An 18,821-nucleotide genomic window follows, 5' to 3' on the forward strand; every position below is an offset into this window, starting at 1 on the left:
CAACATGGCCCACAACAGAATTCGACGAACCACAGCAGCAGCAGTCGCAGCTGTTGCCCTACTAGCCGGCGTCGCAGCTTGTTCCAGCAATTCCGACGAGCCGGACGTCACTCTCACTGCGACCGGAAACCCCGCTTTCGATGGTCCAGACGGCAAGACCGAGGCGAAGACGCCCGACGAGCAAGCGCGGAGCCAAGCGATCGCTAAGGTCAACGAGTTTTATGCTGCCCTCGGAAGCATTGAAGCTGACCCAACAGCCTCTGTGGATGCGATCAGCGGTGTGGCTGGCGACCCAGTCTTGAACGACCGAGTCGGGGACATCATGCTTCGACGGTCACAGGGCATCACCAGTACCGGAGCTATTTCCGTCATCAAATCCTCGGTGACGGATCTGAGCGCACCGGTAGATGATCAGGGAAAACCCCGCGCGGAAGCCGCCTGGGTTCACGTTCAGGCCTGCACTGATATCTCCGGCTGGAATGCCGTATTTCCGGACGGATCAAGTGCGATGAAGCCCGACCGCGGCCAGTTCGAGTCCACCAACATCACCGTTCGGAACCCCGCGTGGCCTGATTCGAATGGCTGGCGCGTCACAAGTCAAACAGTTGAGAAGGTGCAATCATGCGACTAGCAATGAGAATTTTCGCCACTGCGACACTGGTTTGCGGCGTTCTGGTCACGGGGAGTCAGTCAGCGTTGGCGCAGCCAGGCGTAGGTGGAGGTGGAGTTGACGTATCGTCCTCGCCCGGTGGTGTGAATGTGACAGTGGGTGGCGGCTACGTGAGTGCGCCCGCGGGCTCAGGCGCCGGCGCGGGGGCCGTGGGAGGCGGCGCGGCTGGCAACGCAGGAGGCGGCGGAGGCGGTGCGGGTACTGGCGGCGCCGGCCCCGCTGCTGCACCTCCGTCCGGGACCCTCAACGCGATCCTGCAAGGCGCATGTCTCGGCACACCGGGGGGATGCCCCGCACCGCCTGCGGCACCCGGTATCGAGGTCCCGCCGACGCCGCCCTCAATGGCGGAGATCATGAATACGGTGTCTATGGCGATCACCGCTATGCAGCTCGAAAAGCCTCCGATGTGCTGGACACCTGAACCTGCGAACTCAGGTGGAGGTCAACGTACCGGTCTCGTGGGTAAGGAGAGCTGGGCTTTCATGTGCCCCAACGACGTTCGCGAATCCACGACAGGTCCGGTCAACAGGGCAGCCACCTCGGGTGTGGTAACCGTCACCGCGAACGCCATCAACACCGGTGTCCTCATCAATCACGGCGATGGAGACGTGCAACTGTGCCCGGGTGCATTGCTGCCGTTCACTCCGTATACCGATGCTGTTGACGCCAGCCCTCTTTCGCCCGCCAGCGGAACTCCATCGCCCACATGCGGGCATCGTCTCGCAAAATCGTCCATCGGACAGCCGCAAGACGTCTTCAAGGTCAGCGCGACCAGCAACTGGGTGGTCACGTGGACTGCCACTTGGCCAGGCGGCACGATGGGCGGTGTAGCCCCCACCCCATTGACGTCGATGTACGACCGGCGGGTAGGCGAATTGCAGGTCTTGGTCACACCGAACTGAATTCAGCCAATGGATGCCCGCGTCATTTTGAACTGTCCAGTTCGAGCGACGCGGGCATCTTTGTCGGCAGAACGAGAAGGGAATCATAGGTGGGCACCTATCATCACGTGGTCCTACGCTCAGCGCCAGGCGAATACGTCGCCAGGATAAGGCCGAGCGCATTCGGATGCGACATCAAGGTCGGTAGGGGAGGTTGGTTTGATCAGAATCGGCTCCCGGCCATCATGGCGTTCGCGGAGAAGTATTTCGACTGTTCCCTGACGGCGATCTGGGTCGACGACCTGTCCTGTGACGGTTGGGAATACGACTCGTCACTGGTAGCTCCGTGGGACGGCCCGGTGTCCCTTGATGACGAACCTGAACTTCCTCACCTGGTACCGGCCAGCTCGCCAGGCAAAGCAGACGCCGCTTGTCCGAACATCATTGTCGAGGGGATGTAACTACACGTGCTGACCGGGGATCCGAGCGAGGAAACATCGCTGTCATTGGGTGAAATCCGGAGGGCCATAGCGCAATCGTCAGTTCTGACGGCGAGACAAAAGCTCTCGTATCTGGGTGCGTGGTCGGTTCATGCTCGTGGGGCATCCCGTAATACAGCCAGGGTTGAGGGCTACAGGCAAGCGTCTGATCCTGCTGTCCACGTCTCGGCATTGCGCGCCTGCGTGAATGCGGTTGACCCGGAGCTGATTTCGGACTTGTCGACGACGTTGATCCCCTACGAGGAATCTTCCTATTCCACGTCCTTTGAGGATGCGCTCAGGTCTGAATTCGGGTATCCGGTGGGTTCTGCGATCAACAGGCTGGCGCTGGAATGGGATGCGAAGGTCAACCTTCCGTGGCCGATGTTGATGCACCGCGCCGTTGACAGCACAAGCAGGTATCTGGCCGTGGACAGCCTGTCGACGGTCGATCGGGGAGAGACGCGATTGGCTGCAGCTTTGGCAGTTGCGATCCCGATGGTGGTGCGCAGCGAATTCGCCGAGATCGGTGTTCGGGGTCGCTATATTTTATTGTGGCGGGGGCTGGGGAAGTTCGGGGTAAGCCCGCGGCGCGACGTTTGGCCTGAACTAGCGGCTCGCCGGGCACCTCATGATTACAGCGCGCAGCCGCTGTCGTCGTTTACGACCAAATTGGAGGTTGCCTTGGATTTCGCGCGTGACGGTGAGGGGATTTTGTTGGCTGAGTTGGTTCCGCTATCGGCCGTATTTTCGACTCCGCTGGTGATGGGGATGCAGGGATCTGAGGTGGTCGTGCGAGATCATCGCCACCGCTGGCTGGTGCCTCTCCGCCGGACCGAGGGCGCTTGGGTAGTTGACTACAGCGCACCCTGATTGATTCATCTCCCCGAGCTGTCGTCCAGTCTCGCTGTTGCTTGCAGTTGCGCGCTTGCGTTGCGTGTTGGATTACCTTGTGACGGTGTAGAACTGTGGATCGCCAGTCTGATTGAGTGTGGGTTGTCAATATCGTGAAATTCGAGCGGGTGGGGGAGTTTGGATGAGGCAGCTGCCGACTTCGATTCAGGAGGAGAGCGCTTCAGGTGGGGGGACGGGCCGTTGGTGGGCGTGGTGGAGCGAGCGGATGCATTTGGTTCTGCCGATCGGTGTCCCCGCGTCAATCCTGCTGTTGTTCTGGTCCAACGTAATTTGGACGTCGATCGACAAGTATCTCAATCCAACTTCGGGGGCGGCAGTGGATGTTTCGCCCGATCCTGGAATTGCGGAGGACGTTATCGCTACTAGCGTGGCGGTGGCGTGCGGGTGGTTCACGTTCTTGGTTGTTCGCAGATTCTGGGGCCCGGTCGATCGATCTGCGCCGTGGCTCGCAGGTGTGGGCCGTCGTCGGCGGTTCCTCGGAGCTGCAGGAATTTGGGCGGTCGGTCAGGCTCTGGCAATTGCGTTTCGGGCATTTGTCGGTGAGGGCTCAACCGGCAGTCCCTCGGTCGAGGGTGGCTGGTTCTCCTGGGACGTCGTGAAGCCGGTCCTGCTGGCGGGGTTGATGGAAGAGGTCTTCTTTGCCGGGCTAGCGGTATTGGTAGGTCTGCGATTCCGGATCAACCTCATCGTGGTGATCTGCATTTCAGCGATTCTTCGTGGAGCCTTACACATATATCAGGGGTGGGAGTTCGCAGTCGGGGCGATGTTGTGGGGAGGGTTTGCTGTTTTCGCGTACTACCGTTATCGATCGCTCTTGGGATTAGTTGTGCCTCACAGTATTTTCAATCTTGGCGTGGCGGCGGGTTGGATGGGACAGCGATGGTTGGTCGTGGCCGTCGCGGTCGTAGTGGTCGGCTTTGCTGTTGTCTACATCGCAGAGATCGAGAGGTCGCTCGGTTCTCGTTTGGGCACTGAGGGTGGGGTAAACGTGGGCGATCGGCAATCGCGGTCAGTTGTGTTGACCGGTGAGCCTTAAAGGCCAGAAGCATCAAAGAAGGCCCTGTTCGAGTGCGTGAACAGGGCCTTTTGCCAACTAGATGCATCGGAGGATTCGTACGGGTGGGTCGCGGGACCGTGCTCAATGTCTGTGTCTGCCCATATCGTTGGGGATATGACGGAGAATCGAAGCTTTCTTGATCGTCCGAAACCGTGGCTGGATGCTCCTCGCCCGGGGCCGACTGTCGTTGTCGACATCGATGGCGTCGTTGCGGATATGCACAATTTCGAGGGGTTGATCGCCGCGCCGTCATACGCCGATCGAGATTGGAAGCGGTTTCATACCCATTTCGGTGAAGCTTCCCTGAACCGCGCGGGCGGAGAGTTGGTTCGGGCGCTCGACAGTGCAGGCTTCACCATTGCTTACAGCACAACCCGCTTGGACCAATTCAATCGGACCTCTGATCGGTGGATCCGGGCGAAGTCGTTGCCGCCCGGTCATATCGAATCACGGAGCTTGTGGGTGGACGGAACTGTGCGTCGGGCGTTTGATGTCAAACGTCGGCATTGGTGGCGGTGGGAAAACCACTACGCAGAGACGAGCCCGATAGTGGCCTGGATCGACGACGAACCAGACGCAGTCGACGCGCTTCGGGGGGAGGGCTGCCCGGCGTGGTTGTTCTCGGAGCTCTTCGATCGCCTCAAAGTCGGCGATGTGGTTCCTGCGCTTGCATCCGGACCGGAACCCGTTGATGTTCTCGCTGCGTGGAAGGCGGAGGCTTTGCCGCGGTGGGAGGAATTCGACGAGCGCTTCAAGGTCAAACACGCGCGGTGGCAGAAACGGCACGCGGAACGAATGCGGAGTCGCCAACAGGATCAACGAGTGGATGGCGATGGAGCTGTTCGCGTCTGAGCCATTCTGTGAAGGTGGCTCACCGCATCGACGATGACATCGATGCGGTGAGCCGGAGCACACTACGCCAGCAATGCGCCGCTGACGATGCTACTGCACCCCTGCTCGGAGGTGCGGAGATTAGGCTCAGCCGCATGACCCTCTGGTTCTTGCGCTCTCGATCCAACAGGTACGCGGTGAGAGTCGACATCGCCGCTGCTGCTGCGGATCTTCGTGGTCGAATGCGCGCTGTACGTGAGATCAGCTCTCCTACAGGCAGTGTGGACTGGGAGTCGGCGCGTGAGATCGCTGGAAAGTGTGATTCTCAATTCGTGGCGGCCGCCCGAACGCTTCCTTTTCTCGAGAGGCGCTTGGCGTTGGCTTGGGAGCGGTCACTAGTCATGAGTTGTTGGTATGCCCGAGGTAATCGACACGGCTTCGAGCTCCTTGAGGAACGAGGCTTTGCGCTTATGTCGATGCTCCCGGAAGGGGTTCAAGCGTCGGTCTGTCGCGAGTTCGTCGATGCCGTCGACCACCGCCACGAGATGGGCTCCCGCGTCGACGGGGTAGGCGAGTCGGTGTCTGCGGCGGAACCTGCGCTGGTCGAAGTGAATCAGAAAGCGTTGCGCCGACGAATGAAGGACGAGCGACAACTGATCGTGCTCGAGAGCGTGATCGGTGGCCAGTCCGGACGGATCGGTCAAAGCCTGCGGCATTATGTGCCGTGGCTCGACTTCGCGTGTGAGTATCTCGAGGACCCACGGGAGGTTCAGGAGCTGGAGATGCTTGTCGCTCGTTGGCGCATCGAGCGTTCGAAATACGTTGTGGAGAACCCGGATTATGCACACGTGCGGATTGTCGACGTGAAGACGGCGCAGGGCGGACCGCACCACAGAGAGGGCATGTAGATGAGTACCGAACCATTTCGAATCAGCGAAGGCAGCGCTCTGCACGCCGATGACCCGGATCCGTTGCGGCAGTACTGGTACACCGCTGATGACCTGGTGGATACCTTCGGTTACCGGCGGGACGCCTTGGAAGGTTTGTTCGGTGAAGCGACGCCGAGGCCTGGCGGGTTGGTGGGGTGGACGACGTCGGTGGTGTGGAAGATCGAGAGTGAAGTGATTGTGCCGGCGGTGGAATTGTTGGAGTCGAGTTTCCGCGATCAGGAGTCGATTGATCTCACGGTGTATCGGTCGTCGGATGGCTGAGGCTCTGCGATTAACTGCCGCTTGCGGGGCCTTACATGTTGAGCTGGTTGGCCAGTCGACTGATCGGGCGCGGCTCGATGCTCAGGTTCCTCGGCTGAGGAACTCCGATGATGTGCACTCCGGCGCTGGCGCGGACGTGTGCGTCGCCGTTCACGGAGACAGAGGAAGTGTCTGTCGCTGCGACGAGAGTATGGCCGGCCGCTTGGACGTGGCACTGGGAGTGGGCGAAGACGACAGCCTGATCTTCGGCGCGAATCTTGGCGTGATCGGTACCGACAATGTGGCTTTTCCCGCGCGCTTCGATGGTGACGCCATCGAATGCTTCGACGTGCGCGAATTCGTAGGCGGTGACACGGGCGCGGTGGCAGGCCTGGAGGAAGCATCGACCGGCGGCAGCGATGGATCCTCCGCTGATTCCGGCACACGATTGACCGATGATCTTCACGTCGACTCCGTGCGGGACATGCCCGAGGTCGAACCACAGGTCAGGGTCGGCGTCGATGATCAGTCGTTTGGCGCCGCCGCGGATGTGGTGGGTGTATTCGCTGAAGGTGTGAACGATCAATGCTGGACGGGAGGAACGTGCCGGGTGGAGTCGTGCGCGGCGGCGGTCAGCTTTTCCGATTGGGGCGTTCATAGGGTGATGTTGCCTCTACTGGTGAGTTTTCAAGTGGTTTTGGTGGCGGCGAGTCCGGTCACGATGCGGGAACATCGTCGTTCGAGAGCAGCACGAGCGGATTTTCAGGCATCTGAGATGTGCGGTCAGTGATAGTCCATGGCATGGACAGCGCACGCCCCAGCGGCCAAACGATGAGTTCGGAAGCCCGCGCTGTCCGGTAGAGCGGTTAGGGTCGGGTTCTGCCTGTGACCACGGGTGATGGACGCGCTGAAGGAGCTTTCCGAGATGGCCGAATCGAATGTGGAGTCGGGAAATACTGCCGACGGTGCTTCGACTTCTCTCTCCGCTGAGGAAGTCGAGTCCACAACGCCTGGCCGTGGTCAACGACCGGGGCTTGTCACCGCCGCCGACGCAGGAAGGCGGAAACCCCCTCTCTCGACGTATCTGCCGATCCTGGGTGTCATTGCTGTGAGTGTGGCGGTGTGGATCGCTGCTCGCTGGGCGTTCGGTCGTCACGAGCAGGCTGGCCTGTGGTCGGTCGCGTCGTTCGCCGCTCTGGCTGGGGCGGCGGTGAGCGTGGCGGTGCGTCCGATGATGGCAGGTTTGTGTGCACTCGTGCAGATTCCCGTGACGCCGACCAGTCGCCCGATGGTCCCAGCAGTGGCAACAGCAGGATTGTGGTTCGGGGCGGTGATGATCGCCGGCGGCGACGCGATCTTGCCGGCATGGCTCACGGTGGCGGCTTTGTCCGTTTGGGCCGCGTGGATCGACCACTTCACCTTGCGGTTCCCCTTGCCGCTGATTCGTGCAGTCACCGCGGCGGGTCTGCTGCTCGGCGCGATGGCAGTGGTGGTCGATCAGGACCCTGCCGCGGGTCTTCGTGCTGTGGTGGCCGGGGCCGCGATATTCGCCAGTTACCTGGTGTTCGCGATCATTACTCGCGGTCACCCCGGTTTGGCGGATGTGAGGTTGAGCTTCATTCTCACTGCAGCTGTCGGATGGGTCGGTTGGATGAACGTGGCTTCGGCAGTGCTGCTGCCGAATATTCTGGCGGTAGTAGGGGTGGCGGTAACCAAGGTGTTCGGAGGCAGAAAGGTCCGGGGTGTGGAGTTCGGGTTCGCTCCGTACCTCGTTGTCGGAACCGCGCTCGCTGTCGCGTTGCCTGCGGGCTGGTGGCTGCTGTGAACCCGAGCAAACGTATCCGTACCGATGAGAGGAACTGGACATGAGGTGGCGCCGCCGGCGGAATCGTTTCCAATCACCGAACCGGGTGGAACTGGTGGATGAGTTCCTCGACCACGTTCACAAGGTCGCCGAACGCACTCTGCCGGCATCGGATGCACCGGGATCGGCCGGTGTGCGGCGTCTGCATGTGGTGGCCACCTTGATTCGCGAGTTGGAGGAGCACGTCGATACTCGTGAGGCCCGCGGTAGTAACGCTCTCGAGTCGGCGAGTTTGGGACAGTTCTACGTAATGACCGCACAGTTGCGCTGCACGACTGGCGGCGGATCTCGATGCGGAAGACACTCCAGGGCGTGATGACGAAAGGCTGTCAGCGCTCGACGAATTCCATGCTGTTCAAGCAGCCACCGGCATCACTGTCAGGGTTCACGGAATGCCTACCTCCCCGGAGGGGGTGAAGGCGCTGACGGAGTTGGTACGACAGGCTCACCGCGGCGAGGAACCTCCAGTAGTGGCCGCCGAGAATGAGCGTGAGGTCGGCAGATTCGGTGCACTTCTCGACTGCACTGTCCCTGATCGCGATCTTCGCGGGCTGGTCGAACACTTCGAACGTTTGGCGAACGAGGCGTCCGGTCCTATCGGTTCTCGGATGCCGGTGGTGCGTGCTCGAACATTGGTGACATTCTTCGATCAGTACGCAGCCAGACTGACCAAGACTGGGCGGGATGCGTTGCCCAGCCCGCACGTCCTCGAACACGCAACGGTGTGTCACCTTTCCGAGCGAGCCCGCTGGCATCTCGATCGAGTCAGAAGCATCCGGCGGTAGTAAATCGTCGAGCGACGTATCGAACGGGAAAGTGGAGGAGAGGAACAGGATGGACGACAGAGCTAGGGACGTGAAGTCAGGCATCGTTCACACCGAACTTCCGTGTGAGTTCTGCGCGGAGCATCCGCAGTACTTCGCCGGTGACCCTGTCGGGTTCGTGCGCGCAGCGAGGTGGGCCGCGGTCGTCAAAGACTGTTGTCATGGCAACGCCCCCGTGGACTACTTACTCTGCGACGAACATTGGGCCATGATCCGATTTCAGCAGTTGCCCGGCCAGTGCCGACGATGTGGGCGTATCGCCTACTCGGTAGCCGATATCGTCAGCACCGAGATTCCGCTAGGCCGGACCGCTGAAGGCGCGTGGCCGTTAGTGGGACGTGACATCCCTGTTCCTCGATTCGTTGAATAGGTCCCGCAACAGACTCTTTGAAGGGTGAATAGCAGCGTGTTGATCATGGCGCTCGGAGAAGGTTTGACGCAGGGGCAGGCAACGATCATCGCGGCGGGGATCGCAGTGGGGGCGGCGAGCATCGCGTTCTTGGGAATCCTTGTGAAGGCCCGATCCGACAGAGCGTTGCATGAGGCCACGCTTGGTGAGGATCGTGCAGTCCAGCATCGACAGCAGGTGACCGAAGCTCTCTTGTCTGCGCTTGAGGCGATGAACCGGGCTGATGAGTTGGTGTCGAGTAATAACCCGATCATGGAGCGGGACTCTGATGCCTACCGTGACCGCGACAGGCGCTACTACGCATGTGTTTCTGCGACGTTGAAACTGCAGATATTGGGGCTGGAGGATGCGCACTTGGCGATGTCCGAGTTTACGGGTTCGCTTGGCCTCCACTGGGCTATCGCTGACGAGGACGGCATTGCGCGACCGCACTGGGACACGTTCGGAAAGATCATCGAAGCAAAGGCGTCGTTGCCGTATACGTTCAGCAACACGCTGGCGCAGTTGGATCAACGGGCGTTGCAACACTGACTGCGAACCGATTTGGCGGAGCTCAAATCGCCGAATAACCCGGGGGACACGGAAGAATTTGAGAGTAGATCGGTCCAGCTAGTGCTTCTCAGTCGTTGCCGCTGTCTACATCCACGAGGTGGCGAGCGCGGTGGGAATGAGTATCTGCCGGGGGAGTCCATGACAGATTCGATAGTCGCTTTCGCTCCGGTTTCGTCGATGTCGGCGATCACGAAAACCGAAGTGCCTCTCGGTTTGATTCAGACGTAGTCGCCGCTCGTTATAGTCCGCCGTTCGTGCGTTCTTACGGCTGTAAGTCGGACGGGCATGGGACCACGTGGGGGTGGCTCGGGCACACGGTGACAGGAAGCCCGTAATTGTCTTCCGTTGGAAGCCTTTCCGGTTTTTTGCCGTTCTCGATGACCATGACACAGGCGGTGCCACCTATGCCAGCCGCTCCGGCCAACAGATCTGCCTCGTCCGAGCCAATCTGTTTGCGAATAGTGTCCGCCACTTCGCGAATGGTTGTGTCTTTCGATGTGGTGACTTGCCAAGCGGCTTCCTCGAGCTGTCTCACTACGACGTTGTCAGGTGCTTCTGTGTATGCGCAGTCGAGCAGTTCAATCACGGTCCCAGCCGTTTTTTCGATGTCGGTCAGGGGAAGTCGAGCATCCGCGTCGGCTTTCTTGATGGTGTCAGTGTCTACACGTGTGGGACGCTCGAGCTCACCCTGCAGCAGTAGGTCCACTTTGATCTGACCAGTAGTGGGGACGGGGTGGTATTGCGCTGAAATAGTGGAGGTAACGGCGTCGCCGGCGTCCGGACCGAATGGCACGCATATCCAACTGAGCGGAACTTCCTCCCGTGGTCGGCAGCGGCACCCTGTCGGGTACTTCGAAGGTGTGGACGCTGGCGCCTGATCGAAAGGTGCGCACGGGCAACCATTTCCTTCGTCGTCTTGCAGGTACCACTCGTAGTGTTCACAGTCGGATTCTGGTTCACAGATGGCGCACTCGGGCAGCATGACGCATGCCCGGCCGCCGTCGATTCCCGTGTTTGTGCTGCATACACATTTTTGCGTGCTGTTGTGTTTCTCAATGACATCGGCGATGGACTGAGCGAACTCGGTGGGGCCGAATCCCTGGCTGCCTGACGAGTGATGTTCGTCGAAAATCGATCTTTCGACATCGGCGATCGACGTGCCACCGATGGTGGCCCTTCCGCTCGACGCGGTAACAAAACCGCCCGCCCCCAGGTGGTAGGTGCGAATCTTCTTCGCGTCATCGTTCAAGATGTGGGCAGGGATACCTGGTTTGCAGGTACGGCCGTCCGAGGCGAGAACATAGCCGTTGGTTGCACGGGCGAAAATGATGACAGTCACGCGGTTCATTAGAGCTGATCACCGACGGCCCCGACCGAGGGATCCGCCATCTCGGACCGATTCCTTTCGACAGCAAACCCGTCGAGCGCGCTTTCCCACTAGGCCGGGCTTGAAAGAAGGACGGTTCGGAAGGGGACAGCGCGGTGGTTGGCGCTGTCCTGTCCAGGTCCGAACCTATGGTCCTCCCACATGCCGTTTGGACGACGAGGAGTGAGCCTGATGACAGTCGAGATTGTTCGTATTCATCCGACGGAAGCGAAGAAGATGCGCCGGCTCCACCGGCACTGGTCGCCGGGCACCGACGTTCCCGCGGGACTTGGGGGAGCAGGAACGGTGGGCATTGTCGCATCGTCGGAATACCGGCAGCTCGGGTACGCGCTGGCATCAGCGCCTCATGGGCTGGTTCGGACCGCGCGTGAAGCAGGTTGGTCTCCGGAGGGTTGTGAGCGGCTTGCTGCACAAACCCGCATCGTCGAAGCTCTCGTCGTCAACCCGGATGTTCCCGACGCGGCCATAGTCAGGGCAGCGCTGATCGAGCGGTTGATCGCCGAGCTCACCGACGATATGGCAGGCAACGGTCGCTTGTACGGCTCGACGGAGGACCTTCCGGAACGGGTGCAGTTCTGGCGCGAGTTGGGGTTCGAGGTGAGAGAGCCGAATACTCCGACGACGTGGGAACATCCGGGGTGCCGCACATTGCGATACAGCGGTGAAAGCCCCGGCTGCAGACAGTTCACCCGGACTCTGGGCGGGCCGCTGTGAACCGCGAGGAGGGACGCTCGCACACGCTGGTTGTCGCGGACGGAACCAGACTCGCGGTCCGCGAGGTCGGATCCCGAACGGCGCCGCTGACGGTGGTCTTCGTGCACGGCTTCTGCCTACACGCCGGTGCTTGGGCGCCTCAGCAACGCTCTGTGAGTAGGCAGTGGGGTGAGCGGGCGAGGTTGGTGTTCTTCGATCACCGAGGTCACGGTGGCTCAGGGGGTGCCGATGCCGGCACTTACACGATCAGCCAGCTCGGGCGAGACGTCGAGGAAATCATTCGGGTGGTAGCGCCCACCGGACCCGTTGTCCTCGTAGGTCATTCGATGGGCGGTATGGCGGTGTTGTCGTACCTCGCACAACACGCCGATTCGACATCTCGTGTGGTCGGCGTGGGGTTGATCTCGACCGCCTTGAGTAACGTCGCGGGCGCCGGAATCGGGCGTGCGTTGAATACCCCGGCAGTCTCACTGCTCGGCGGTGCGTGCGCGCGTGCACCGAGATTGGTCGGGCGCAGCTGGAGTCTCTCGCGGCGGCTGCTGACGCCCGTCATCGGCGCGACCTGTCCCATGGCTCCGAGCTCGGGCCTGCGGGCGGCAGCGACGTCGTACGAGATGGTCCACGCGACACCGATTGCGACGGTGGCGGCATTCTTGCGGGACCTGCGTCTCTACGACGCGTCTGCCGCGGTGGGAGCGCTGGGGCGCATCCCGGTATCGATCATGTGCGGAACCAGAGATCGGGTCACTCCGATCCTGCATTCACAGCAGCTGGCTGCGCTTCTGCCCAACGCCGAACTCGTTGCCGTCGCCGGTGGCCGGCACATGGTGGGTCTGGAGCAACCGCAGGTCGTCGGAGAAGCGCTCGATCGGTTACTTGTCCGTGCGCAGACCTATCACCGGGAGCATTCACCTACAACGGATCTGGTCGGAGCGTGACGTGAGCGTAGACAGTGCAGCAACCGCAGTGCGGTCCATGATCGCCGACATCGACGTGGACCCGGAGAGCGACGAATTCTTGTGCGCGCTCGACCGGTTGTGGGAGAAGATGCTCAGCGAGCGCGTGGCGGAGATAGTCGGGCTCAGGCGTGAGCAGACGTGGAGTGCTGACGAGCCTGGATGGGAAGGCAATTCGTCGCTCGACTACTACCCTCGGCGCGATGTGTGGCGCACGACGGTACATACCGGTCGCACCGCCGGCGGTGAGGAGGTGAAGATTCCGCTCGCTCTTCTCGCGCCAGTTCTGATCGGACTCGTCCCGGTTCTTGCGGGCGTGACTGCGCCGGCGAACCCATTCGTCGCACTACTGGTCTGCATTGGTCTCGCCGCAGGGATAGAGGCGGTGGGGTTGTGGTGGTGGACCCGCCGCGATCCACTCCGCCTGAGTGAGGAGGACAAAACCGAGATCGGCGTCGCTGTGACAGCTCTGCAGACGTTGATCTCAGCGGGCGGAGCGCATGTCGAGCTGCGGTTGGCGTTGGCGGCATCGGCACTCGTCGACGAGATCCGCACCGTTCCTGTCTGGGAAAGCGAGGATCTCGACATAGGTCGCATACGCCTGAATCTCGACGAGCAACTCGCCGAAATTCTTGCGCATGCCGGTGAACTCGCCACAGTGCGAGCAACTTTGGGAACCCCGGCGGCGGGTAGCAGCCCGCAAGCCCTCGCAGCGAGGGAAGCTCACCTGGTGAGCAGCCGGTGGCTGGGGCGCGTCGAGCGTTCGCTGCTCACACGTGTAGCTGCGCTGTGGAGCTATCGTCGCCATCTGCTCGAGCTGCAGGAATCGATCACTGCCGGCGAATCTCTCGACAGGATTCACGACGGGGACCGGACCATCGAGGGCCTTCTGGTCAACTCGGCCGGCGATGATGTGGCGGCTTCGGCGATAGGTCAGTTGGCGACCGACCTCACAGACCTTCGGCGCGCCCGAGAGTCCGCGTTGGCGGAGCTACGCGGAGAGCTCTACGAATTCGAGGAGCGGGACTGATGGGGAGAAGTCACGACAGGATCAGCCCGGACCGCGGTAACGGCGTCTTCGACCCAGATCGGGGAGAGAGCGACATCGCCACCCGCAAAGAAGGTGCCTTGATTTCGGAACACGCGTACAGCACTCGCGGCGACATTCGCAGCGGAGCACGCGAACTCGACCATGCGACAGAGAACTTGCCCGGCCTCACCCGCGCAAGTCGAGACCTCAACCGGGCCTATCCACGCCCGACGCCGGCACCGATCGAGAACCAAAGGTTGCGCCGAGAGCTGCCGGCGGCGATCGAACTACGTCGCTCGCTGTCCGCGCGGCAGAAAAACGCACGCTCTGCCACCAAACGGGAGGTGCTCGATTCGATGCCGCAGGCGCAGTACAACGCACTGTCGGCGTTGACGTCGGATCCGAACGTCTGGAAGGAAACGAACAACGCGCTGTCTGCGGTTGCCGGCGATGCCGTTGAACTCGACGACGGCAGGCGTAAGCAGGTGCAGCGTGTCGACCGCGCTATTCAACGGTACGAACGTGAATCCGGCCGCGGACATCTCGTCTACACCTCTGTCAGCGTTCCCAATGCTGTGGTCAACCCGGCGGACTTGCCTGCCACGCTTCAACCCGGCACGGTGCTTTCCTTCGACCGGTTCACTGCAGCGACGCACTCGCTGCACGAGCTCGATTCCACCACTCGCCCGACAGATGTCGTCTTCGAGATCTCGACAGAGCGGGGGATGTACTACGGGCAGTCTTCACGGATGAACAACTCACATCATTTGCTTCCGAGAGGAATCCAATTGGACGTGGTGGGTGCACATTTCGCGCCGTACGAGCGACCTGGACAACAACCTGGCGAGCGCCTGATCGTGCAACTGACCGATCACAGACCCGAAGGAGAACAACGATGAGCAAAGACCAGACGGCGCGCCGTCGCCGGCCGGACCTGACATTTCATCCTGACATTCTCGGGATCCCGGCACAGTTCCGAGTCGTCGACACCCGCCGAGCGGAAGAAGCTGGCCCCGACAAAGCCGGTGACGCAGTCCGCGATATCGGCGCGCAAGAGAACTGAAGGACGCACACAAAAGAAAAGTCGGAGGCCACCACATGGTGTGCCCCCGACTCACCCGGTGCATTCTCAGTGCCGCCGACACTACCTCACGCGATCGACCAACTCGGCCAGTCCTGTCATTCGCCGGTGCCGAATCGGGGCAGCCTCTTGAAACTTGTGCACCCGAGCGCCGGCTGAATTTCCCGGGCTGACGGCGAAATGAAAGGAGCCTGAGCTGCAGGTTCTGTACGGAGGTGCGTGCACGGCGTCATCCAGTCCAGGTCCGGAGTTAGCGTGCGGCGATGCCGGACGCACCGCATCGGCTCGCCAGGAAAGGGAGACCATGACCACGCCGATCGAACCCCCCGATACAACTGTCGTCACGCTCGCCGCACGAGCCAGGGAAGCTGCCGCCGCAGCACGAAACGCGGCCGAAAAGGAAAAGCAGGACAGCTCCGAAACTCAAGGTGACGAAGACAGCGGTCGACTGATCGTGATGCTCGACGAATACCCCGCGTTTGTTCCTTCTGCGGATCCGAGCGAGGTGGCCGTGAATTTCGCCCGCAGAGTCAGTCTTTCATCCGTCGCACCTAACGCCGCCGAATTGATGTGGCCATCAGCAGAGACGAAAGAATGATGATGAGGCGCAAGGTCGCCACGTGTGTTGCCGCTGCGGGGCTTCTTATGACCGTGGTCTCGGGGTGCGCAGCGGTTGCTCAGGGAGGCCCCTGGACGGGAATGGAGACGAGTGCACCTGCTGCACCTCTCGTGGTCGCAGAAGTGGCCGGCGAGTCGACACCTCGCCTCGACGAATTGCTCGGATCGGTGACTGTCGTCGACAAGTTGCCGAATATCCCTGGTTACGAAAGGGGTTGCGGCACAGGCGAAAGGTGCGTTTTCGGAACCGCATGGACCGACAAGTACGACGGTCCTCTGGCCAGAAATGGTTGTGACACACGCAATGACGTCCTGAAACTTCAACTTGTAGATGTCGCATTCAAACCCGGAACGCGCGACTGCAAAGTCATCGCCGGCACGCTTCACGACCCGTACACCGGAACCGATATCGCGTTCTCCACGTCCAATCCTTCGGCTATTCAGATCGACCATGTCGTGGCACTTTCGAGAGCCTGGGATGCGGGGGCAGCGAATTGGACTCCGCAGCAAAGGGTGAACTTCGCCAACGACACGGACGTCAACTTGCTTGCCTCCCAAGGCAAAGCAAACCAATCGAAGTCAGATCAAGGCCTCGACACCTGGCTTCCCCCCAACGCTGCATTCCACTGTGACTACGCCATCAAATATCTCACCGTGGCCGCGAAATATCACCTGATGATCACTTCCGCCGATGCCGGCGCGGCGCGCACCGCCTGCGCACAGAAATGAGGAGAAGTAGATGAGTTCTACCGATGGTGATGATCACATCCGCTTGTCGAACGAAATCCTTGAAAGCAGACGACGAACCCGCCTCAGTCGGGCAATCGCGACGATAGGTTTCGCCGCAGGCGCCGCACTCACGGGAGGCGTGGTGACCGGCGCCTGGCTCTACTTTCTCGGCTTCTTCGCGTTGATCACAGTCGGCGTGGCCGTCGGCAACGGCATCAGTGGAGCCGTCGACCGGGGAGATCCGACTCGGCTCCTTCATCCCGGTTCTGGTCAGTGCGGTAGCACTGGGAATCATCATCTACCTCGTGTTCTCCGGCCGTTTGTCCGAGATCCTGACCTTCACCACCGGTCCTATCGCCTGAACCCAAGGCGCAACGGGTGTCCTGCATTCGACTTTTACGGACTCTCGATGTTGTTCGGCTTCAATCTCGAAATCTCCGTCACGAAACGATCCCAACCTCTCGGAAAAAAGGAATTCAGCCATGACGAGCATCGACAGCACAGACACACAGGGCGCCGCGGATTCGAACCAAGAAACCTGGCTGCACCTCGAATCCGCCCTGCGGGATATTCCGGCGCCGGGCCGCTTCAAATCCCTTACCTGCAGTGAGCACGCCGCGCTCGCCGAGCGCGTGTCCATCCTTGCGTTGCAACCCGACCCGTTTGACGCCCGTGGATTTGCGTACCCCGAAGGCATCCGCGGCACCCTCCAACGCGCCGCACAGATCCACGCCGCACTCGCCGCCCTTCCACCTGATGTCCTACCCACTACGTCCTCTGAGGCGCAGTCGTGAGCAATGAATCGAGTGTTGGCGACCGAATCGCACCCTGCTCATCACTCTCGGTCGCTGCAACCGCGCTCGAAATGGGGCACCGCGTGCAATTCGCGGAGTCCCGGCGATGGTGGAGGGTGCGAGCAACATCCGGCGATGGCAGGTTCGCGATCCTTACCAGCCCCTTCAACCTCCGCAGGGTCCCGTACTACACGATCCTCGACACCGAGCGCGGCGTACGCGGCCCGGACGACAGAATCTTCTGCAGCGGTTACGAAGACGACAGCGACATCGCAGATCGGATGCGCGAGCTGATCGCCGGAGACATCCAAGTGAGCCGCCGGCGGTCGGTAGAGAGCCACATCGTCGCGGTCCTCCCGCCCACCGATCGGCATACCCCCCGGGACCGATTCCGCCCCCTGACACGTACGAACGGTCCTCGAAACGCGACATGACACGACAGGAGAATCCCGCTCATGACTCAGACATACCGCGCCGCACAAGTTTTCCCCGACCCGGCCGAACGGCGACTCCGAGCAATGCTCGCGGCCCTCGACGATGCCCTCGCCGGGATAGCTGATGCACGCGAAGAACTCCGAGGGCTCTACACCGGCCCGAGAACGTACCCAGAAGCGCTGGAACTGTTCCTCGCCGCCGAAGCCGACAATCAGGACATCACCACCCACCTCGCCGCCGCAGCCCGCGATATCCGTGCCACGCTCGCGATCCTTCACAGCACCACAACCACGGCCGTGTCGAACTCCTCGACGTCGCTGCATCCACACACCCACAAGGTGACAGCTGCCGCTGACGTGAGGCGAACGAACAAGGCCCACATCGAAAGGGGACACCACAGATGACTGCCACCCCATCCGACGCCACCGCGCACCAGCACGGCAACGGATCCCTCACCCCCGCAGCGGAACCGGCAACAGGTTTCGACGCCGATAACCTCACAGCCGCAGACGAACTCGCGATCGACATCGGAAGAGTCGCGATCGAAGCCAGTGAAGGTGTCCCCTACGGCTCAGAGCCCGACGAGTTCTTCCTGGCAGCAGGGAAAGCTGTCTTCTACTGGCTACAGCTCAACGGTCACCGGCGCATCACCACTGAAGAGGCGGAAGAGATACGACAGGTGTCGAATTGCGCGCTTCAGTACGGCAACATCGCCAGCCGAGAAGCCGCCCACAGTCTGCTCGCCCGGTTCCTGGCAACCGAACCCGCCAAGGCGCGTCCCGATATCGGTACGGCAACCGCCGACAATGTCGGCGGTTCAGATGGTTCCGCCCCTGCCGAACCTGCGGAAGAGGAGACGAATGCGAAGGCGGTAACACGGTGCCCGATCTGCTTCGGACTGAATGGGTCTCACAACACGATTCACGAGCGCTACCCGGCCGGCGGCGGCGGAACCAACAAACCCTGCCCGAACTCCCTGCCAGCCGTTACAGAAGAAGTGAAGACGCACTGCCGGTGCGTCACGCCGGACTGGTACCACGATGGGCTGGACTCGGATATCGCCGGACGCCTGTGCCGCCGGTGCCGTCTGCGACAGAACATCCCGTACAGGGATCTCGTCAACTCGCCGGTTGCCCGTACCGCAGTGTCAGCGTTCAGTGTCGCTGCACTAGCCCTACGAAACGCCGTGGAAGTACTGGACCCTCACGAAGGTGGGGATTGGGAGCACGCGTGGCAGACGATTGCAGACCTCGAAGACTGCGCCGGCCGCTTCGAGGCAAGTGAGAGAACGGAAGTGAGGGAAAGTGGTCGAGAAAATCGCTAAGCATGGAAGACACGCTACGAGTCAGGCGAAACTGGGCACGCATGTCCTCAGTCCAGTCGGCCCCGAGAATTTCAGTGAGCA

General features: G+C 61.3%; 26 protein-coding genes. 24 read left to right on the forward strand and 2 right to left on the reverse strand.

The genetic code is table 11. The annotated features are described in order from the left end of the window. Window positions 1-4 precede the first annotated feature (4 nt). The 8 genes from ACSW29_RS29245 to ACSW29_RS29280 all read left to right on the forward strand — a co-directional run bounded on the left by ACSW29_RS29245 (window position 5) and on the right by ACSW29_RS29280 (window position 6,044). Window positions 5-631 (forward strand): hypothetical protein, encoded by a 627-nt coding sequence (locus ACSW29_RS29245; protein ID WP_011331681.1) that lies wholly within the window; start codon window positions 5-7, stop codon window positions 629-631. Beyond that, window positions 622-1,572, forward strand: a complete 951-nt coding sequence (locus ACSW29_RS29250) for a hypothetical protein (protein ID WP_269578091.1) — start codon at window positions 622-624, stop codon at window positions 1,570-1,572. The genes ACSW29_RS29245 and ACSW29_RS29250 overlap by 10 nt, the downstream gene beginning before the upstream one ends. 89 nt (window positions 1,573-1,661) lie before the next feature. Next, the gene (locus tag ACSW29_RS29255) at window positions 1,662-2,012 is read left to right on the forward strand and encodes a hypothetical protein (protein ID WP_011331679.1); all 351 of its coding nucleotides are present in this window, start codon (window positions 1,662-1,664) and stop codon (window positions 2,010-2,012) included. 222 nt (window positions 2,013-2,234) lie between these two features. Then, window positions 2,235-2,903: a hypothetical protein gene (locus ACSW29_RS29260; protein ID WP_229757333.1), complete on the forward strand. Its 669-nt coding sequence runs from the start codon at window positions 2,235-2,237 to the stop codon at window positions 2,901-2,903. 247 nt (window positions 2,904-3,150) lie between these two features. Further along, entirely contained in the window at window positions 3,151-3,981 is an 831-nt protein-coding gene (locus tag ACSW29_RS29265) for a CPBP family intramembrane glutamic endopeptidase (RefSeq protein ID WP_158304187.1), read from the forward strand. Window positions 3,982-4,116: 135 nt separating this feature from the next. Next, on the forward strand, window positions 4,117-4,854 hold the full coding sequence (locus ACSW29_RS29270; RefSeq protein WP_229757334.1) for a hypothetical protein: 738 nt from the start codon (window positions 4,117-4,119) through the stop codon (window positions 4,852-4,854). Between the two features lie 134 nt (window positions 4,855-4,988). Then, the gene (locus ACSW29_RS29275) at window positions 4,989-5,741 is read left to right on the forward strand and encodes a hypothetical protein (RefSeq protein ID WP_148209136.1); all 753 of its coding nucleotides are present in this window, start codon (window positions 4,989-4,991) and stop codon (window positions 5,739-5,741) included. Further along, a complete protein-coding gene (locus ACSW29_RS29280) occupies window positions 5,742-6,044 on the forward strand; it encodes a hypothetical protein (RefSeq protein WP_011331674.1) in 303 nt (100 codons plus the stop codon). A 31-nt stretch (window positions 6,045-6,075) separates the two neighbouring features. On the opposite strand, the gene ACSW29_RS29285 is transcribed toward ACSW29_RS29280, so the two are convergent. Next, window positions 6,076-6,681, reverse strand: coding sequence for a hypothetical protein (locus ACSW29_RS29285; RefSeq protein ID WP_011331673.1), 606 nt, complete (start codon window positions 6,679-6,681; stop codon window positions 6,076-6,078). Window positions 6,682-6,948: 267 nt separating this feature from the next. Between ACSW29_RS29285 and ACSW29_RS29290 the strand changes: the two genes are divergently transcribed. The 4 genes from ACSW29_RS29290 (at window position 6,949) to ACSW29_RS29305 (ending at window position 9,651) form a co-directional block, all read left to right on the forward strand. Next, on the forward strand, window positions 6,949-7,848 hold the full coding sequence (locus ACSW29_RS29290; protein ID WP_011331672.1) for a hypothetical protein: 900 nt from the start codon (window positions 6,949-6,951) through the stop codon (window positions 7,846-7,848). A gap of 40 nt (window positions 7,849-7,888) precedes the next feature. After that, entirely contained in the window at window positions 7,889-8,203 is a 315-nt protein-coding gene (locus ACSW29_RS29295; RefSeq protein ID WP_448278960.1) for a hypothetical protein, read from the forward strand. A gap of 76 nt (window positions 8,204-8,279) precedes the next feature. Then, window positions 8,280-8,672: a hypothetical protein gene (locus ACSW29_RS29300; protein ID WP_448278961.1), complete on the forward strand. Its 393-nt coding sequence runs from the start codon at window positions 8,280-8,282 to the stop codon at window positions 8,670-8,672. A gap of 454 nt (window positions 8,673-9,126) precedes the next feature. Further along, window positions 9,127-9,651 (forward strand): hypothetical protein, encoded by a 525-nt coding sequence (locus ACSW29_RS29305; RefSeq protein ID WP_229757335.1) that lies wholly within the window; start codon window positions 9,127-9,129, stop codon window positions 9,649-9,651. A gap of 283 nt (window positions 9,652-9,934) precedes the next feature. Here the strand turns inward: ACSW29_RS29305 and ACSW29_RS29310 are convergent, their stop codons facing one another. Continuing rightward, entirely contained in the window at window positions 9,935-11,020 is a 1,086-nt protein-coding gene (locus ACSW29_RS29310) for a hypothetical protein (RefSeq protein ID WP_003941832.1), read from the reverse strand. Window positions 11,021-11,230: 210 nt separating this feature from the next. Between ACSW29_RS29310 and ACSW29_RS29315 the strand changes: the two genes are divergently transcribed. From ACSW29_RS29315 to ACSW29_RS29370, 12 genes are all read left to right on the forward strand, one after another. Continuing rightward, a complete protein-coding gene (locus ACSW29_RS29315; protein WP_003941816.1) occupies window positions 11,231-11,773 on the forward strand; it encodes a hypothetical protein in 543 nt (180 codons plus the stop codon). Further along, window positions 11,770-12,711 (forward strand): alpha/beta fold hydrolase, encoded by a 942-nt coding sequence (locus tag ACSW29_RS29320; protein WP_003941819.1) that lies wholly within the window; start codon window positions 11,770-11,772, stop codon window positions 12,709-12,711. The genes ACSW29_RS29315 and ACSW29_RS29320 overlap by 4 nt, the downstream gene beginning before the upstream one ends. A gap of 1 nt (window position 12,712) precedes the next feature. Continuing rightward, a complete protein-coding gene (locus ACSW29_RS29325; RefSeq protein WP_003941810.1) occupies window positions 12,713-13,759 on the forward strand; it encodes a hypothetical protein in 1,047 nt (348 codons plus the stop codon). Beyond that, window positions 13,759-14,658 carry a hypothetical protein gene (locus ACSW29_RS29330; RefSeq protein ID WP_003941829.1) on the forward strand — a complete coding sequence of 300 codons (900 nt, stop codon included), beginning with the start codon at window positions 13,759-13,761 and terminating at the stop codon, window positions 14,656-14,658. Before ACSW29_RS29325 ends, ACSW29_RS29330 begins: the two co-directional genes overlap by 1 nt. Further along, window positions 14,655-14,822 carry a hypothetical protein gene (locus ACSW29_RS29335; RefSeq protein ID WP_157770399.1) on the forward strand — a complete coding sequence of 56 codons (168 nt, stop codon included), beginning with the start codon at window positions 14,655-14,657 and terminating at the stop codon, window positions 14,820-14,822. The genes ACSW29_RS29330 and ACSW29_RS29335 overlap by 4 nt, the downstream gene beginning before the upstream one ends. A gap of 322 nt (window positions 14,823-15,144) precedes the next feature. Then, on the forward strand, window positions 15,145-15,438 hold the full coding sequence (locus ACSW29_RS29340) for a hypothetical protein (protein WP_003941812.1): 294 nt from the start codon (window positions 15,145-15,147) through the stop codon (window positions 15,436-15,438). Next, window positions 15,435-16,187 (forward strand): HNH endonuclease family protein, encoded by a 753-nt coding sequence (locus tag ACSW29_RS29345; protein WP_011331669.1) that lies wholly within the window; start codon window positions 15,435-15,437, stop codon window positions 16,185-16,187. The genes ACSW29_RS29340 and ACSW29_RS29345 overlap by 4 nt, the downstream gene beginning before the upstream one ends. Before the next feature lie 218 nt (window positions 16,188-16,405). Next, entirely contained in the window at window positions 16,406-16,549 is a 144-nt protein-coding gene (locus tag ACSW29_RS29350; RefSeq protein ID WP_003941815.1) for a hypothetical protein, read from the forward strand. Between the two features lie 120 nt (window positions 16,550-16,669). Beyond that, entirely contained in the window at window positions 16,670-16,981 is a 312-nt protein-coding gene (locus ACSW29_RS29355) for a hypothetical protein (protein WP_003941809.1), read from the forward strand. Window positions 16,982-17,097: 116 nt separating this feature from the next. Further along, a complete protein-coding gene (locus tag ACSW29_RS29360; RefSeq protein ID WP_148209137.1) occupies window positions 17,098-17,415 on the forward strand; it encodes a hypothetical protein in 318 nt (105 codons plus the stop codon). A 21-nt stretch (window positions 17,416-17,436) separates the two neighbouring features. Beyond that, window positions 17,437-17,820, forward strand: coding sequence for a hypothetical protein (locus ACSW29_RS29365; RefSeq protein ID WP_003941821.1), 384 nt, complete (start codon window positions 17,437-17,439; stop codon window positions 17,818-17,820). Then, complete coding sequence (locus tag ACSW29_RS29370; protein WP_003941825.1) at window positions 17,817-18,740, forward strand: hypothetical protein; 924 nt, start codon at window positions 17,817-17,819, stop codon at window positions 18,738-18,740. Before ACSW29_RS29365 ends, ACSW29_RS29370 begins: the two co-directional genes overlap by 4 nt. Window positions 18,741-18,821 lie beyond the last annotated feature (81 nt).

It is taken from the genome of Rhodococcus sp. GB-02, from assembly GCF_053470465.1.

What these genes read in the sequence shown, in the direction of transcription:
- ACSW29_RS29245 (WP_011331681.1), top strand. Translation starts at nt 5, where the DNA reads ATGGCCCACAACAGAATTCGACGAACCACAGCAGCAGCAGTCGCAGCT.
- ACSW29_RS29250 (WP_269578091.1), top strand. Translation starts at nt 622, where the DNA reads ATGCGACTAGCAATGAGAATTTTCGCCACTGCGACACTGGTTTGCGGC.
- ACSW29_RS29265 (WP_158304187.1), top strand. Translation starts at nt 3,151, where the DNA reads ATGCATTTGGTTCTGCCGATCGGTGTCCCCGCGTCAATCCTGCTGTTG.
- ACSW29_RS29270 (WP_229757334.1), top strand. Translation starts at nt 4,117, where the DNA reads ATGACGGAGAATCGAAGCTTTCTTGATCGTCCGAAACCGTGGCTGGAT.
- ACSW29_RS29275 (WP_148209136.1), top strand. Translation starts at nt 4,989, where the DNA reads ATGACCCTCTGGTTCTTGCGCTCTCGATCCAACAGGTACGCGGTGAGA.
- ACSW29_RS29280 (WP_011331674.1), top strand. Translation starts at nt 5,742, where the DNA reads ATGAGTACCGAACCATTTCGAATCAGCGAAGGCAGCGCTCTGCACGCC.
- ACSW29_RS29285 (WP_011331673.1), bottom strand. Translation starts at nt 6,681, where the DNA reads ATGAACGCCCCAATCGGAAAAGCTGACCGCCGCCGCGCACGACTCCAC.
- ACSW29_RS29290 (WP_011331672.1), top strand. Translation starts at nt 6,949, where the DNA reads ATGGCCGAATCGAATGTGGAGTCGGGAAATACTGCCGACGGTGCTTCG.
- ACSW29_RS29295 (WP_448278960.1), top strand. Translation starts at nt 7,889, where the DNA reads ATGAGGTGGCGCCGCCGGCGGAATCGTTTCCAATCACCGAACCGGGTG.
- ACSW29_RS29300 (WP_448278961.1), top strand. Translation starts at nt 8,280, where the DNA reads ATGCCTACCTCCCCGGAGGGGGTGAAGGCGCTGACGGAGTTGGTACGA.
- ACSW29_RS29305 (WP_229757335.1), top strand. Translation starts at nt 9,127, where the DNA reads ATGGCGCTCGGAGAAGGTTTGACGCAGGGGCAGGCAACGATCATCGCG.
- ACSW29_RS29310 (WP_003941832.1), bottom strand. Translation starts at nt 11,020, where the DNA reads ATGAACCGCGTGACTGTCATCATTTTCGCCCGTGCAACCAACGGCTAT.
- ACSW29_RS29315 (WP_003941816.1), top strand. Translation starts at nt 11,231, where the DNA reads ATGACAGTCGAGATTGTTCGTATTCATCCGACGGAAGCGAAGAAGATG.
- ACSW29_RS29330 (WP_003941829.1), top strand. Translation starts at nt 13,759, where the DNA reads ATGGGGAGAAGTCACGACAGGATCAGCCCGGACCGCGGTAACGGCGTC.
- ACSW29_RS29335 (WP_157770399.1), top strand. Translation starts at nt 14,655, where the DNA reads ATGAGCAAAGACCAGACGGCGCGCCGTCGCCGGCCGGACCTGACATTT.
- ACSW29_RS29340 (WP_003941812.1), top strand. Translation starts at nt 15,145, where the DNA reads ATGACCACGCCGATCGAACCCCCCGATACAACTGTCGTCACGCTCGCC.
- ACSW29_RS29345 (WP_011331669.1), top strand. Translation starts at nt 15,435, where the DNA reads ATGATGATGAGGCGCAAGGTCGCCACGTGTGTTGCCGCTGCGGGGCTT.
- ACSW29_RS29355 (WP_003941809.1), top strand. Translation starts at nt 16,670, where the DNA reads ATGACGAGCATCGACAGCACAGACACACAGGGCGCCGCGGATTCGAAC.
- ACSW29_RS29365 (WP_003941821.1), top strand. Translation starts at nt 17,437, where the DNA reads ATGACTCAGACATACCGCGCCGCACAAGTTTTCCCCGACCCGGCCGAA.
- ACSW29_RS29370 (WP_003941825.1), top strand. Translation starts at nt 17,817, where the DNA reads ATGACTGCCACCCCATCCGACGCCACCGCGCACCAGCACGGCAACGGA.